Origin of the sequence: Acinetobacter sp. GWC1_38_13 (assembly GCF_001767535.1) — a bacterium.
Classification (GTDB): Bacteria; Pseudomonadota; Gammaproteobacteria; order Pseudomonadales; family Moraxellaceae; genus Acinetobacter; species Acinetobacter junii.
This window is the reverse complement of record NZ_MELG01000026.1, coordinates 1-16,356: the sequence shown is the minus strand read 5'-3', so window position 1 is coordinate 16,356 and position 16,356 is coordinate 1. Positions and strand designations below refer to the sequence as shown.

11 protein-coding genes and 2 pseudogenes are annotated in these 16,356 nt (G+C 38.6%); 2 read left to right on the top strand and 11 right to left on the bottom strand.

Features of this window, described 5'->3' with window-relative positions:
• The 10 genes and pseudogenes from A2003_RS02525 to sdhC all read right to left on the bottom strand — a co-directional run.
• Nucleotides 1-741 (bottom strand): annotated as a pseudogene (locus A2003_RS02525) (poly-beta-1,6 N-acetyl-D-glucosamine export porin PgaA); the annotation flags it as partial.
• A 543-nt stretch (nucleotides 742-1,284) separates the two neighbouring features.
• Nucleotides 1,285-2,175: a succinate--CoA ligase subunit alpha gene (gene sucD / locus A2003_RS02520; RefSeq protein ID WP_004908342.1), complete on the bottom strand. Its 891-nt coding sequence runs from the start codon at nucleotides 2,173-2,175 to the stop codon at nucleotides 1,285-1,287.
• A gap of 14 nt (nucleotides 2,176-2,189) precedes the next feature.
• Nucleotides 2,190-3,356, bottom strand: coding sequence for an ADP-forming succinate--CoA ligase subunit beta (sucC, locus tag A2003_RS02515; RefSeq protein WP_004908344.1), 1,167 nt, complete (start codon nucleotides 3,354-3,356; stop codon nucleotides 2,190-2,192).
• Between the two features lie 137 nt (nucleotides 3,357-3,493).
• Complete coding sequence (gene lpdA, locus A2003_RS02510; RefSeq protein WP_004963581.1) at nucleotides 3,494-4,927, bottom strand: dihydrolipoyl dehydrogenase; 1,434 nt, start codon at nucleotides 4,925-4,927, stop codon at nucleotides 3,494-3,496.
• 96 nt (nucleotides 4,928-5,023) lie between these two features.
• Nucleotides 5,024-6,214, bottom strand: a complete 1,191-nt coding sequence (odhB, locus tag A2003_RS02505; protein WP_004963584.1) for a 2-oxoglutarate dehydrogenase complex dihydrolipoyllysine-residue succinyltransferase — start codon at nucleotides 6,212-6,214, stop codon at nucleotides 5,024-5,026.
• Nucleotides 6,214-9,054, bottom strand: coding sequence for a 2-oxoglutarate dehydrogenase E1 component (locus A2003_RS02500; protein ID WP_004908351.1), 2,841 nt, complete (start codon nucleotides 9,052-9,054; stop codon nucleotides 6,214-6,216). The genes odhB and A2003_RS02500 overlap by 1 nt, the downstream gene beginning before the upstream one ends.
• Before the next feature lie 711 nt (nucleotides 9,055-9,765).
• Nucleotides 9,766-10,476 (bottom strand): succinate dehydrogenase iron-sulfur subunit, encoded by a 711-nt coding sequence (locus A2003_RS02495; protein ID WP_004908354.1) that lies wholly within the window; start codon nucleotides 10,474-10,476, stop codon nucleotides 9,766-9,768.
• 14 nt (nucleotides 10,477-10,490) lie between these two features.
• Nucleotides 10,491-12,386, bottom strand: coding sequence for a succinate dehydrogenase flavoprotein subunit (sdhA, locus tag A2003_RS02490; protein ID WP_026057405.1), 1,896 nt, complete (start codon nucleotides 12,384-12,386; stop codon nucleotides 10,491-10,493).
• Between the two features lie 9 nt (nucleotides 12,387-12,395).
• Nucleotides 12,396-12,761 (bottom strand): succinate dehydrogenase, hydrophobic membrane anchor protein, encoded by a 366-nt coding sequence (sdhD, locus tag A2003_RS02485; RefSeq protein WP_004908359.1) that lies wholly within the window; start codon nucleotides 12,759-12,761, stop codon nucleotides 12,396-12,398.
• On the bottom strand, nucleotides 12,761-13,162 hold the full coding sequence (gene sdhC / locus A2003_RS02480; RefSeq protein WP_005402201.1) for a succinate dehydrogenase, cytochrome b556 subunit: 402 nt from the start codon (nucleotides 13,160-13,162) through the stop codon (nucleotides 12,761-12,763). The genes sdhD and sdhC overlap by 1 nt, the downstream gene beginning before the upstream one ends.
• Before the next feature lie 900 nt (nucleotides 13,163-14,062).
• Here sdhC and gltA point away from each other — a divergent pair.
• On the top strand, nucleotides 14,063-15,337 hold the full coding sequence (gene gltA / locus A2003_RS02475; RefSeq protein WP_004908368.1) for a citrate synthase: 1,275 nt from the start codon (nucleotides 14,063-14,065) through the stop codon (nucleotides 15,335-15,337).
• Between the two features lie 77 nt (nucleotides 15,338-15,414).
• On the opposite strand, the gene A2003_RS02470 is transcribed toward gltA, so the two are convergent.
• Nucleotides 15,415-16,080, bottom strand: coding sequence for a YARHG domain-containing protein (locus tag A2003_RS02470; protein WP_004963594.1), 666 nt, complete (start codon nucleotides 16,078-16,080; stop codon nucleotides 15,415-15,417).
• Between the two features lie 71 nt (nucleotides 16,081-16,151).
• Between A2003_RS02470 and A2003_RS02465 the strand changes: the two are divergent.
• A pseudogene (locus A2003_RS02465) lies at nucleotides 16,152-16,356 on the top strand (DUF2306 domain-containing protein); the annotation flags it as partial.

Genomic DNA, 16,356 nt, shown 5'->3' with positions numbered 1-16,356 from the left:
TTTGATTTGAGTGGCGAATTGACTGAGTTTAATTCTGATCACTAAATCAGGATGAGTCTGAAATAAGACAGAACGCATTATATATTCATCTGCCACCTTATAATTTCCGTTATCATTCAGTGCTAATAAATATTCCTCTTGAGAAAATTGATTTTTTTTCTTATCAAAAGCAGCATTTGCGGCTTGCAATGCTTGGATAGGCATTCCTACTAATCGATAGGTATGCGATAACAGCACTAGTTCTTCTGCATTTAATTGCTGCATATCTACTTGTTTTAATATGCTTTGAGCTTCCTGATTTTGCTTTGTTTCAGCAGCTATCGTTGCTAACCATACGTTCCACCCCATTTGAGGATTATGAGCTCTAAACCCTGTAATCATCTTTTTAGCCAAAGAATATTCTCTGGCATCTCTTAAGGTTTTCACGACACTGGTCTGCGCATAAATAGGAAATACTTCTATTTGTATATTTTCTATACAGGTAATCAACTCAGTCGCACGAAGCGTATTTCTTCCATACGAAAGTACAAAATAATCCGCAATTAATTTTTGGTCTTTAGGATACAAAACTAATAATTTCTTTAAATCAAGTAACCCATGATCAACCTCTCCTTTCTGGATTAATTGAACAGCATACTCTCTCTGTTGATCAATCGGATTTGAATAAACAGCGCTTCCGCAACACAATAAAGCAAAAATAGATACACAATGCACAGGAATAAATAATTTTATTTTAATCATATTATTCCTCATTATTTAATATTTACTATAAATAATAGTTTAATCAAAAAATAATCACAATAATAAAATTTATAAATTTTACCTCAAATTCAACTTAAATAAAAAAATATACCAAATTTTAAAATAATGATTAATACAAGCCACTGTAATACCTACATTTAAAATAAAAACAATAAAACAAAATCAAATTTAATTTTCCATGCGAAAAACTTAAAACAACAAAAAATAATTTAGATAAACATTTTATTAAATAAAACTTAAAAAGAAAGAATGACCTGTATAATAAAGATCGTTCTGTATAAATTAAAAAAATAATATTTAAAACTCACCTTTAATATTTTAATTAAGCTTTTTCAATAAAAAATAAAACCTAAACATAATATAAAAAGTTATACTTTCATCTATTACAATCAGTTAATTATATCCATAAAATTTATTTATATGATTTCTTCGGCATCTTGCACGTATTTTGTCACAATATTACACTCATAAAAAAACCCAATGTCACCATTGGGTTTTTTCAAGATAAATAAATCTAACGTATTACGCTAAACCTTTCTCTTTCAGCACTTGCATCATTGTTGAGCCAAGTTCAGCTGGGCTACGAGTGTAAGCCATACCTGCTTTTTCGAATGCAGCAAATTTCTCTTCTGCTGTACCTTTACCACCAGAGATAATCGCACCAGCATGACCCATACGTTTACCTTTAGGCGCAGTTACACCAGCGATGTAACCAACAACTGGCTTAGTTACATTCGATTGAATGAATTCAGCAGCTTCTTCTTCTGCAGTACCACCAATCTCACCAATCATGATGATTGCATCAGTATCAGGATCGTCTTGGAATAATTTCAATGCATCGATTTGGTTCATACCAGGGATTGGGTCACCACCGATACCGATACAAGTAGATTGACCTAAACCAAGCTTAGTTGTTTGAGCAACCGCTTCATAAGTCAATGTACCTGAACGTGAGATAATACCAATACGACCAGGTTGGTGGATGTGACCAGGCATAATACCGATCTTACATTCACCTGGAGTGATCACGCCTGGGCAGTTAGGACCAACTAAACGAGTACCATTACCGTTAGTTTCTAAATAGCGTTTTGCTTTAAGCATATCGATTGTTGGAACACCTTCAGTGATCACAACAATAAGACCAACGCCTGAATCAACCGCTTCAACGATAGAATCTAATACAAACGGAGCTGGAACATAAATAACAGATGCATCAGCACCAGTTTCACGTACAGCATCTTTCATTGTATTGAATACAGGAAGGTCAAGGTGTGTTGTTCCACCTTTACCTGGCGTAACACCACCAACAACTTTTGTACCGTAGTCTAAAGCTTGTGCAGAGTGGAAAGTACCGTTTTTACCAGTAAAACCTTGTACCAATACTTTAGTGTCTTTATTAATTAATACGCTCATGATTGATACTCCCCTTACGCTTTAACTGCAGCAACAATTTTTTCTGCAGCATCAGATAAACCATTTGCAGAAATTAATTTCAAACCAGATTCATCAAGCAATTTCGCACCTAGCTCAGCATTGTTACCTTCTAAGCGAACAACAACTGGTACAGTTACGTTTACTTCTTGAACTGCTGCAATAATTGCTTCAGCAATCATGTCACAACGAACGATACCACCGAAGATGTTGATTAAAACACCTTGTACAGAAGTATCAGCAAGAATAATTTTGAATGCTTCGATTACACGCTCTTTAGTCGCACCGCCACCAACATCTAGGAAGTTAGCAGGCTGACCACCATAAAGCTTGATGATGTCCATCGTTGCCATTGCAAGACCAGCACCATTCACCATACAACCGATGTTACCTTCTAAAGCAACATAGTTAAGGTCAAATTCAGATGCTTTTAATTCACGCTCATTTTCTTGAGATTTATCACGCAAAGCTGCAACTTCTGGCAAACGATAAAGCGCGTTAGAGTCAATACCTACTTTCGCGTCTACACATAAAATTTCGCCATTTTCACGAACTGAAAGTGGGTTGATTTCAAATAAAGCAAAATCATTTTCTACAAATGCTTGGTAAGCAGCAGACATAATTTTAACAAATTGACCGATTTGTTTATCTTTCAAACCAAGAGCAAATGCAACTTCACGTGCTTGGAATGGTTGTAAACCTACTAATGGATCAACTTCAACTTTAATAATTTTTTCAGGTGTTTCTTCAGCAACTTTCTCGATTTCTACACCACCTTCGGTAGAAGCCATGAAAGTAATACGACGGCTAGAACGATCTACAACCGCACCTAAGTAAAGCTCACGCTCAACTGGATAGACATCTTCTGCAACAATAATGCTGTTAACAGGCTGACCATTTGCATCTGTTTGATACGTTACAAGACGAGTACCAATAATATTGTTAGCAAATTCGATAACATCTTCTTTTGATTTTGCAACTTTTACGCCACCAGCCTTACCACGACCACCAGCATGTACTTGCGCTTTCATTACCGCGAATTTACCACCAAGCTGTTCAAACGCAGCTACTGCTTCATCTGCATTTGTTGCCAAAATACCTTCTTGTACTGGCATGCCATATTTTTTTAATAACGCTTTAGCTTGATACTCATGTAAGTTCATTTAATTACCTACTACGTTGTTTATTGTGACGCGACCTAGATATTCTTAACACTAGGACACTACATTATGAGACGACGACTGTCTTATAAACCAATCGTCTTCATTCAAAAAAGTGTGGCGAACCACACTTTTTGTTTTTATTTGCGCTTACGTTGAATCGCGTGGATTGCACGACCATCAACTGAAAGTGCAGCTTCATGTACAACTTCAGAGAACGTTGGATGACCAAAAGTCATCAACTGTAAATCTTCAACAGAAGAAACAAACTCAAGTGCGATCATACCCTGATGAACGATGTCTGATGCATTAGGACCGACAACGTGCATACCCAAAAGACGATCTGTTTTTGCGTCAGCAACAAATTTAACAAAACCAGCTGTATCACCAGCAGCTAATGCACGACCATTAACCGCAAACGGGAATTGACCGGCTTTAACTTCGTGACCTTTTTCAGCAGCTTGTTCTTCAGTTAAACCAACCCAAGCAGCTTCAGGATGCGTGTAAATAACACTAATAATAGTGTCATAATTTACTTGAGCAGCATGACCATGGATACGCTCAACAGCCATCACACCTTCTTCCATTGCTTTATGAGCAAGCATTGGACCACGAACTAAGTCACCGATTGCATAAACGCCTTCAACAGATGTTTGGCACTGATCATTTACATCAACTAAACCACGTTCAGTGAGTTTAATGCCTGAATCTTCTGCCAATAGACCTTCTGCATAAGCTTTACGACCTACACAAACGATTAATTTGTCAAATACTTGCTCTTTATCTTCGCCAGCTTGGTTATATTTAACAGTCACTTCACGACCATTAACTTCTGTACCAGAAACTTTTGCACCAATACGAATATCTAAACCTTGTTTCTTCAAGATTTTTTGAAATTCTTTAGAAAGTGCTTTATCAGCCATTGGCAGGAAAGTATCTAATGCTTCAAATACAACAACTTCCGAACCAAGACGACGCCATACCGAGCCTAACTCTAAACCGATAACACCTGCACCGATAACACCAAGACGTTTTGGAACTTCTGGGAATTTCAAAGCACCAGTTGAGTCAACAATCAAATCTTCATCAACAGGAGCTACAGGGATATTTACAGGTACAGAACCAGTCGCAAGGATGACATACTTAGGTTCTAAAACTTGTACTTCACCTTCAAATGGCGTGAATTCAACTTTTTTACCAGCAAGTAATTTACCAGTACCTTGTAACCACTCGATACCATTACCTTTAAGTAATTGAGCAACACCACCAGTCAATTGATCAACAACTTTGTCTTTGCGAGCTAACAAAGTATCTAAATCAAATTTAACTTCACCAGTCGTGATACCGTGTTCAGCAAGTTCATGAACTGTTGCTTCGTAACGATGAGAAGAGTCAAGCAATGCTTTAGAAGGGATACAACCAACGTTTAAACACGTACCACCCAAAGATGGTTTACCGTTATGAATACGTTTTTCGATACATGCAACTTTAAAACCTAGTTGTGCAGCACGGATTGCTGCTTCATAACCGCCAGGTCCACCGCCAATAACAACAAGATCAAACTGTTGAGACATTTTTATCTCCAATCAATCTCCCTAAATCCCCTTTTGATTAAGGGGACTGAACTTTCTTAATTAAAGAAAAGTTAGGGATGATTTTTAAATAATAAGTTATAGGTCAAGAATAAGTTTAGCCGGCTCTTCTAACAATTCTTTAATTGTTACTAAGAAACCTACTGCTTCTTTACCATCAATTAGACGGTGGTCATATGAAAGCGCTAAATACATCATTGGCAAGATTTCAACTTGTCCATTTACCGCCATAGGACGTTCTTGGATTTTATGCATACCAAGAATCGCTGTTTGTGGCTGGTTTAAAATAGGTGTTGAAAGTAATGAACCGAAAGTACCACCATTAGTAATAGTGAATGTACCGCCAGTCATCTCTTCGATCGATAATTTTCCTTCACGTGCTTTAGCAGCATATGCAGCAATACCACCTTCTACTTCAGCATAGTTCATACGATCAGTATCACGAAGGATTGGCACAACTAAGCCTCGATCAGAAGAAACTGCTACACCGATGTCATAGAAACCGTGATAAACAATATCATCACCATCAATCGACGCATTTACAGCTGGATAGCGTTTTAAAGCTTCTGTTGCTGCTTTAACAAAGAAAGACATGAAACCTAAACGAGCACCATGGCGTTTTTCGAAAGCATCTTTATATTGCTTACGCATTTCCATGATCGGCTTCATGTTAACTTCATTGAATGTTGTTAACATTGCAGTTTGTTGTGTAGCCGCCAATAAACGCTCAGCAACACGCTTACGTAAACGTGTCATTGGAACACGTTTCTCGATACGTTCACCTACAGCAACGCTTAACGGCTGAACTGAAGCAGCTGGTTTATGATTTGCAACGTCTTCTTTAGTGATACGACCACCACGACCAGTACCTTGTACGTCAGCAGCATTGATACCTGTTTCAGATAATGCTTTACGAACAGCAGGGGCTTGGTTTTGATCAACAGCTTGAGTTGATGCAGCCGCAGCTGGGGCAGATGCCACAGGAGCCGCTGCAACTGGTGCAGCAGCTTCAGGAGCAGCCGCAGAAACAGCACCAGCTTCAAATTGAGCAATTACTTCATCAGAAAGAACTGTATCGCCTTCACCTTTGATGATCGCAACTAAGCTACCATCAGCTGGAGCAACCACTTCTAAAACAACTTTATCGGTTTCAATGTCACAGATCACTTCATCACGTGATACAGGTTCACCTACTTTTTTATGCCAAGTTGCGATCGTACCGTCAGCAACTGACTCTGGGAATACCGGTGCTTTAATTTCGGTTGCCATTATTTAGAATCTCCTGATTGTTCAGCTTCAATTGCAAGTGCGTCATTGACGAGCTGAGCTTGTTGTTTTGCATGCAAGTACGGTGAGCCACAAGCAGGTGCGGCAGATGCTTCACGTCCAGCATAGCTAATACGAATTTGTTTACCTGATTTAAGAACGTCTTCATACAAACGAGGAACGATAAATAACCAAGCGCCTTGGTTTTTAGGTTCTTCTTGCGCCCAAACAAGTTCTTGAATGTTTGGATATTGAGCCATAACTTCAGCTAAACGCTGTTCTGGATATGGATATAACTGTTCAATACGAACAATCGCGATATGGTTTAAACCAAGCTCACGACGTTTTTCGAGTAAATCGTAATAAACCTTACCACCACAAAGAACTAAACGAGTAACGTCAGCTTTGTTAATTTGATCGACTTCATCAATCACTGTTTGGAATGAACCATTTGCTAATTCATCTAAAGTTGAAGTCGCTAATTTATGACGTAGCAATGACTTTGGTGACATCACAATCATTGGCTTACGAATAGGACGAACCGCTTGACGACGTAAAGCATGGAAAATCTGTGCTGGTGTTGTAGGAGTCAATACTTGCATATTGTCTTCAGCACACAATTGTAAGAAACGCTCTAAACGTGCAGATGAATGCTCAGGACCCTGACCTTCATAACCATGTGGTAACAACATCGTTAAACCACAAACGCGCTCCCACTTGGTTTCACCAGAAGCAATGAATTGGTCAATCACGACTTGCGCACAGTTTGCAAAGTCACCAAATTGTGCTTCCCAAACGATCAAGCTCTTCGGTAGAGTGGTTGCATAACCATATTCAAAAGCAAGCACAGCTTCTTCTGATAATAAAGAGTCATACACCGCAACACGTGGCTGATTTTCTTTAATGTGACACAACGGGATGTAAACAGAACCATCAACTTGGTTATGTAGTTTTGCATGGCGGTGAGAGAATGTACCACGCCCAACGTCTTCACCCGTAATACGTACTAGGAAGCCATCGTCCAGCAAAGATGCATATGCCAATGTTTCAGCAGCACCCCAGTTCAGTGGCATTTCACCTGTTTGCATTTTGATGCGGTCATCAATAACTTTTTGTACTTGGCGTTGTAATACAAAACCTTCAGGTAATGTATTCATTGTTTTGCCAAGTTCTTTTAAGCGATCAATGTTAAAGCTCGTATCCCAAACATCTGTATATTCATGACCTAGATATGGTGTCCAATCCACAAACATTTTTTTGTTTGGTTCACGTACTAATGCATTAGCAACATGGTTGCCCGCTTCTAAATCAGAACGATAACCTTCAACCATTTGATCAGCGCTTGCACGATCAAGGACTTTCTCTTGAACCAATTGATCAGCATAAAGCGTACGTGTAGTCGCTTTTTTATTAATCACTTGATACATCAACGGTTGAGTTGCAGATGGTTCATCTGCTTCGTTATGACCACGACGACGGTAACAGAACAAATCAATCACAACGTCTTTGCGGAATTCATGACGGAAATCATGTGCAAGTTGTGTTGCAAAAATTACAGCTTCAGGATCATCACCATTCACATGGAAAATTGGTGACTGAATCATTTTTGCTACGTCAGTACAGTATTCTGTAGAACGTGTATCGCGCGGATCTGAAGTCGTGAAACCAACTTGGTTATTAATAACGATATGAACTGTACCGCCAACTGTATAACCACGTGTTTGTGACATTTGGAAGGTTTCTTGGTTAACACCTTGACCTGCAAATGCCGCATCACCGTGAACAATCACAGGAAGAACATCGTCACCACCAATATCTTTACGACGTACTTGACGAGCACGTACCGAACCTTCGACTACTGGTCCAACAATTTCTAAGTGCGATGGGTTAAATGCTAATGCTAAGTGAACCTCACCACCAGGCGTCATCACATTTGAAGAGAAACCTTGGTGATACTTAACATCACCAGAACCTTTTTTGTGTAGGCTCTTCCCTTCAAACTCACCAAATAAGTCGGCTGGGTTTTTACCCATAATGTTGACTAAAACGTTGAGACGACCACGGTGTGGCATACCAATCACAACTTCTTTACAACCAACACTACCTGCACGCTGAATGATCTCATTCATCATTGGAATAAAAGACTCACCGCCTTCCACACCAAAACGCTTTGCACCTACGAATTTTGTACCTAAATACTTTTCTAAGCCTTCTGCCGCAGTCAAACGCTCTAAAAAGCCTTTTTTCTGATCAGCTGAGAAATTAAATTTCCCACGAGCACCTTCCAAACGCTGCTGAATCCAACGTTTTTCTTTAGTGTCGACGATATGCATGTATTCTGCACCGATTGAGGTACAGTAAATTGCTTCCATTGCCTCAATCATTTCCGACAATGTAGCTTCTGCTTTACCAATCGCGAGATTACCTGTATTGAATACAGTATCAAGATCAGATTTTGTTAAACCATGTGCAGATAAATCGAGGTCAGGAACGTCTTCACGTTTCGCAAGACCTAATGGATCGAGTTTAGCTTTTTGATGACCACGGTTACGATAAGCAGCAATGAGTTGAAGTACACCAATTTGACGACGCTCATGCTCTGTGCTCACAGCACTTTGAACTACAGGTTGAATTCGGCTTGAATTACGACCCAAAAGCAGGAATTGTTCACGCACACTACCGTGTGGTTGATCCCCTTTAGGATATTTGTCGAAATATTCACGCCAATCCTCTGACACTGAGGTTGGAGATGTTAGATACTGTTCGTAAAGCTCTTCAATATACGCTGCACTATCAGCGGAAAGTTCAGTGTCAAGACGCAGTGCGTCAGCAACTTCTTGCATTTTTGGACCCATTTCCTATTGCAAAAAATAATACAGGCTGCCTTTTAAGCAGACCCATGATTCATAGTATCGAATTGGTAACAAGACACTACTACCCAAGATCATCCAACCTTAGGACATTATCACTACACATCAGGAGTATTCCTTTTGATGTAACAAATCAGTCACGCACCCATAAACAAGGCGCGCAACTCATTCTTATACTCGACGACATCGAGCAATTTTTTGCAAATCATTTTAGAAAAATTAACTAAATTTTTAACTTTTCTAAATTGACTTTGACTGAATAATCTGCATAAATCTTTTGTGAATATCTCCTGTATAACTTAAGGAATATCCTAATTTTTTTGCTTTCAGTCGTTGGCAGAAATCCTAACATGTTATCAAGCTTGGATTGATTTTTTTGACACATACCATCCATAAATCAGCGAAATACACACATCAAATTATAATCTAATATAGCGCCCTTTCAAAAAAAGTTGCACTCTTATCGACCAAAGTTAAAGATTTTCTACAAATCTCGCACAAACTCTAAGCACAGTGCTCAAAAACGAATCAACGCAAAGCAATTGATCAACTTTTCTAATTCTTTTTATCTACATAAGTAATAAGCATACCAGCATCCTTGTAGCACAAAACATACTTTTATGACGCAAATAAAAAAACGGAAGCTTTTTTCAAAACTTCCGTTTCTTCTACAGGAAAACCGAATTAACCAGCTTGATCCAATAGCATATTACGAATGTGGCCAATTGCCTTAGTTGGGTTTAACCCTTTTGGACATACAGACACACAGTTCATGATTCCTTTACAACGGAATAATGAGAATGGGTCATCCAAACGCGCCAAACGCTCTTGAGTAGCAGTATCACGCGAATCGATAATAAAACGATAAGCATTTAACAATGCAGATGGTCCCAAGAACTTGTCAGGGTTCCACCAGAACGATGGGCATGAAGTTGAACAACATGCACATAGAATACATTCATACAAACCATCAAGATGTTCACGATCTGCTTGAGATTGCAAACGCTCTTTCGCAGGAGCTGGCTGATTGTTGATCAAGAATGGCTGAATTTTATTGTATTGATCGTAGAATTGATTCATATCTACAACCAAGTCTTTTACAACTGGTAAACCAGGTAAAGGACGAATTACAATTTTTTCAGGCAGGTCATTCAAGTTCCACAAACATGCCAAACCATTTTTACCATTAATGTTCACACCATCAGAACCACAAATACCTTCACGGCATGAACGGCGGAATGTTAATGTTTCATCCTGAACTTTTAATGCAAGTAACGCGTCAAGCAACATACGGTGCTTGTCAGTTAACTCTAACTTAAAAGTTTGCATGTAAGGCGCTTTATCCTTATCAGGATCATAGCGGTAGATTTCGAATGTACGAGTACCTCTACTCATCTTTGTTCTCCCGATTAGAATGTACGTGGTTTAGGTTCAATAGCTTCAACCGTTAATGGATTGAAACGTACTGGTTTATATTCAAGACGATTGTCTGAAGAATACCATAACGTATGTTTCATCCACTCATCATCACGACGACCATAAGAGTAAGTCGGATGATCTGGCGCTAATTCATAATCAACAACGGTATGCGCACCACGACATTCTTTACGTGCAGCAGCAGAAATCAAGGTTGCTTTAGCAACTTCATACAAGTTTTCAACTTCTAATGCTTCAATACGTGCAGTATTGAATACTTTAGATTTGTCTTTCAAATGAATGTTACGAACACGTGATTCGATCGCAAGAATTTCTTTAACACCTTTATCAAGTAATGCTTGTGTACGGAATACACCAGCATGATCTTGAACGATGTCACGAATTACATCAGCAACTTCTTGCGCATTTTCGCCAGATGTAGATTCATCCAACTTACGTACACGTGCCAATGTGTTTTCTAACACATCGTTTGGTAATGGAGCATAATCATCACCATGGTGTTTAGTCACATAATCAATAATGTGTTCACCAGCAGCTTTACCAAATACAACAAGGTCAAGCAACGAGTTAGTACCTAAACGGTTTGCGCCATGAACAGATACACATGAGCACTCACCGATTGCATAGAAACCTTTAACTGGTTTCACATAATCACGTGTGCCTTTATATGTATATTGTTTTGTATCTTTATCATAGTGAGCAGAGAATTCACCCTCTTCAACACCATGAGGTACAACAACTTGACCATGGATATTCGTTGGAATACCACCCATTTGATAATGGATTGTTGGTACTACAGGAATTGGCTCTTTAGTACAGTCAACGTTCGCGAATTTCTTACCAATCTCAAATACTGATGGTAAACGCTTCATGATTGTATCAGCACCCAAGTGTGTCATATCTAATAGGATATAATCACCTTTTGGACCACAACCACGACCTTCTTTAATTTCCTGATCCATAGAACGAGATACGAAATCACGTGGAGCCAAGTCTTTTAAAGTCGGTGCATAACGTTCCATGAATGGTTCGCCGTCTTTGTTGCGAAGGATACCACCCTCACCACGACAACCCTCAGTTAACAATACACCAGCGCCCGCAACACCCGTTGGGTGGAATTGCCAGAATTCCATATCTTGTAATGGAATACCCGCACGAGCAGCCATACCCAAACCATCACCAGTATTGATGTAGGCGTTGGTAGATGCACGGTAAACACGGCCAGCACCACCTGTAGCAAATAATGTTGCTTTTGCTTGGAATACTGCGATGTTACCTGTTTCTTGATCAATTGCAGTTACACCAAGTACATCACCTTCTTCGTTACGAATTAGATCTAATGCAATCCATTCAACAAAGAATTGAGTACCCATTTTTACGTTGCTTTGATACAACGTGTGTAGTAGTGCATGACCAGTACGGTCAGCTGCAGCACAAGCACGTGGAACTGCTTTTTCACCGTAGTTTGCAGAGTGACCACCAAATGGACGCTGATAAATCGTACCATCTTCGTTACGGTCAAACGGCATACCTAAATGCTCTAACTCATAAACAACTTTCGGTGCTTCACGAGTCATAAACTCAATCGCATCTTGGTCGCCTAACCAGTCAGAACCTTTTACTGTGTCGTAGAAATGATAATGCCAGTTATCTTCTTGCATATTTCCTAACGATGCACCAATACCACCTTGAGCAGCAACTGTATGCGAACGTGTTGGGAATACTTTGGTTAATACAGCAACTTTCAAACCTGCTTGAGCAAGTTGGTAAGCAGCACGCATACCAGAACCACCACCACCAACGATAACTGAATCGAATGATAGTGTTTGAATATTTGAATAATTTTCTTTAGGGGTAGTTGCCATGATCTCTTCCTATCAATTTGCCCAGAAAATCTGGATACCCCAGATTGCGTATACGAACACTGAAATAATGACAGCAGAAGTTAACACAAGGCGTAAACCTGAAGCCGAAGGACCCATTTGACGTGTCGTTACATAATCTGTAAAGACTTGCCACATACCAATCCAAGCGTGCGCAACAAGCGATAACACAGCTAACAATGAGAAAATTTTCATTGGAAGCGTTAGCATAAAGCCAGCCCATTGCTCATAACCGAATCCACTATTGCATAGGATCCAGCCAAACATAACGACAGTATAAGCAGCTAAAACTACAGCTGATACACGTTGGATATACCAATCGCGAGAACCTGAACCCGTTAAACCTGTAGCACTTTTCATTAGAACATAATCCATACAAAAGCTGCGACAATACCGATCACAGATAAGATCAACGAAACTGTAGCTGCAATACGACCACTTTGTAATTCCTCAGCAAAACCAAGGTCAGCAAGTAGATGTTTGATACCTGCAATAAAATGGAAGATTAAGCCTGCTACAAATACCCATACGATGAAACGTACTAAGATATTTCCGAAAACGACATTTTTTACGTAGTCAAATCCTTCTGGTGAAGATAGAGATTTATCCAAAATCCACAAAAGAACAGCGACTAATAAGAAAACGATTACACCAGATAGACGGTGTAGAATTGATGCAATAGCCACGGGTGAGCGTAAATTTACCGCTAACACCTGACCCATGGACAAATTGACAGGTCTGTTGCTTTTCACAGCGGGCATCCTGTAGGTAGAAACTCCAACTGGAGTTTGTTTGAATTAATTCAAAGGAAAGCTGGCATTGTCAGGCAAGCACAGCACATGCCTAACCTATATAACGACAACGAATTATAAAACGTGAAATATCAAAATACAAACAATCAGCTTTCTCTTTAGTCGAAAAAAGCCTTAAATAAGAATCATTCACAAGAATAAGCAAGAAAAATCAATGGACCTACCATACAAAAATTACATATCATATTGATTTTTAAAAACATTACATCAAATGCAATTTATTATTTTTATTTTTAAATTTCGAATATATTCCTTCAAAATCATTAAGAAATTATTAAAGCATCATACTAAAGTCATATATTTGGATCGATTATTTATATACTCAGAAATAATACCCCTCATTTTAATATTAAATATAACTAAGCGATAATCTATCAAGCAAAGATGATTTTAGTAAAAAATTAGTCATTTTTTAATCAGTTGATCGCACCGTAATAGAACAAATAAAAATTCCTTTATTTTTCAATCAACATTTTTTTTAATGATAATTTAAATCTAAGGCATGAGAAATATAGGGTTTTGGCATTTTATTTCAAAAAATTTTAGGAATCTATAAATCAAAAAGTGTTAAAAATTTACTTACAATTGTACTGATGCTTCATTTTTTTTCTGCACCTAAAACATGATTTGACATATTATACTCGACCGGTGCTGTGATTTTACTCAATTTTCCCGTTGATACTGAATGACTAATTGACTGTGATAACGTCATTTTTTATCCCTAAGTATAATTGACAAAATTTTAGTAGCCACTAATCTTATAGCAAATTTTGACACCGTCTGATTCGCACATGACAAGATTAGGATTTCGAGTCAGATAATCATTCACCAGGACAGGAGATCTATTGAATGTCTGCAGCAACTGGCAAAAAAGCCGTATTACAGCTTGATGGCAAAGAAATTGAATTACCAATTTACAGCGGCACATTGGGCCCAGATGTAATTGACGTTAAAGATGTATTAGCATCAGGTCACTTTACTTTCGATCCTGGTTTTATGGCGACAGCGGCTTGCGAATCTAAGATCACATTCATTGACGGTGACAAAGGTGTTTTATTACACCGTGGTTATCCAATTGATCAATTAGCGACTCAAGCAGACTACTTAGAAACTTGTTATTTATTATTAAATGGCGAGCTTCCAAATGCTGAACAAAAAACTGAATTTGACGCAAAAGTACGTAACCACACTATGGTTCACGACCAAGTAAGCCGTTTCTTCAATGGTTTCCGTCGTGATGCTCACCCTATGGCGATCATGGTTGGTGTAGTTGGTGCTTTATCTGCGTTCTATCACAACGGTTTAGACATCGAAGATGTTAACCATCGTGAAATCACTGCAATTCGTTTAATCGCGAAAATCCCTACGCTTGCAGCGTGGAGCTACAAGTACACTGTAGGTCAACCATTCATTTACCCTCGTAATGATTTAAGCTACGCAGAAAACTTCTTACACATGATGTTTGCTACGCCTGCTGATCGTGACTACAAAGTAAATCCTGTTCTTGCGCGCGCAATGGACCGTATTTTCACGCTTCATGCTGACCACGAACAAAATGCATCGACTTCTACAGTTCGTCTTGCAGGTTCTACTGGTGCAAACCCTTATGCATGTATCTCTGCTGGTATCTCTGCACTTTGGGGACCTGCTCACGGTGGTGCAAACGAAGCTGTACTTAAAATGTTAGATGAAATTGGTAGCGTTGAAAACGTTGCTGAATTCATGGAAAAAGTAAAACGTAAAGAAGTGAAGCTTATGGGCTTCGGTCACCGCGTTTATAAAAACTTTGACCCTCGCGCTAAAGTAATGAAGCAAACTTGTGACGAAGTTCTTGAAGCATTAGGCATCAACGATCCACAATTGCAGCTTGCTATGGAACTTGAGCGTATTGCATTGAACGACCCGTACTTCGTAGAGCGTAAGCTTTACCCGAACGTAGACTTCTACTCAGGTATCATCTTAAAAGCGATTGGTATCCCAACAGAAATGTTTACTGTAATTTTCGCTCTTGCACGTACTGTTGGTTGGATCAGCCACTGGTTAGAAATGCACAGCGGTCCTTACAAAATCGGTCGTCCGCGTCAGCTTTATACTGGCTCGACTCAACGCGATATCAAACGTTAATTTTCAACAGAATCTTAATGTTAAAAAAGCTGCCTGATGGCAGCTTTTTTTATTAGATACTTAATTTATAAAATAAATTAACGTCCCCACTCTACGTCTTTCGCATAAGGTTCTACCATTTTGATACGCTTCACATTCTCTTTTTCAATTTGAGTTAAACGTGAATCCACATTGGTAAAACACGGCATGTACCAATCATAATCAGCAAATGTAGCAGCCCAACTTTTATTCTGGAATGCATACCCATGACGTGCATAGATTTCATTACGCATATATTGCAACTCACCTAAAGCAACTTGTAGATCTGCATCTTTTAATAATTTACGAGATGCTTCTGGATAGTTACCTTCATCTTTTGCATAGTTACACTGCTGTGCTTTCAAGTTAAAAAACTTTGGTTTAACTGTTTTGCTACTGGGTAACCATTGTGCATCGATCTCTGTAACATTATTTTTATAATCTAAAATGAACTGACCAAAGGTAGCACCTTGCCCTAATTCATTCAAAGTTGCTTTATAAACTGAGCCACTTTTTTGAAGACTTCCCTTAAATTTAGTTTGCTTACCATTTAACAAACTATACCCTGTGAGTTGATCTCCTTTCTGTTGAAAGAACAAAGAAATTTTTTGTCCATCGTTATACAATCCTGTCCAAGATAAGGCGAGCTGTGGGGTTTGAGCAAAACTCAAGGTACAACATGTTAAAGCAGCTGTAAAAGTTAAAAACTTAACTAATTTATTCATATTTCTAAGCTCATCAAATATAAAGTTATTGCATTTATTCTTAGTCAATCATGATAACAATGATCAATGATATGTGGAAAACTCTAAATCCCCTTACTCGACTTATAACCACATTCATTTTCTTTTACTTATTTATATTGATGGTAGAAATTTGTATTCAATATTTTCCTTGGTCAAATCAATCCAATTTTTTAGTCCTAAAACAAGATGTAGTCCTGACTCAGCCTTGGCGCATCGCCTTCCAAATTCATGTCTTAACGAGCAGTTTTGTTCTTT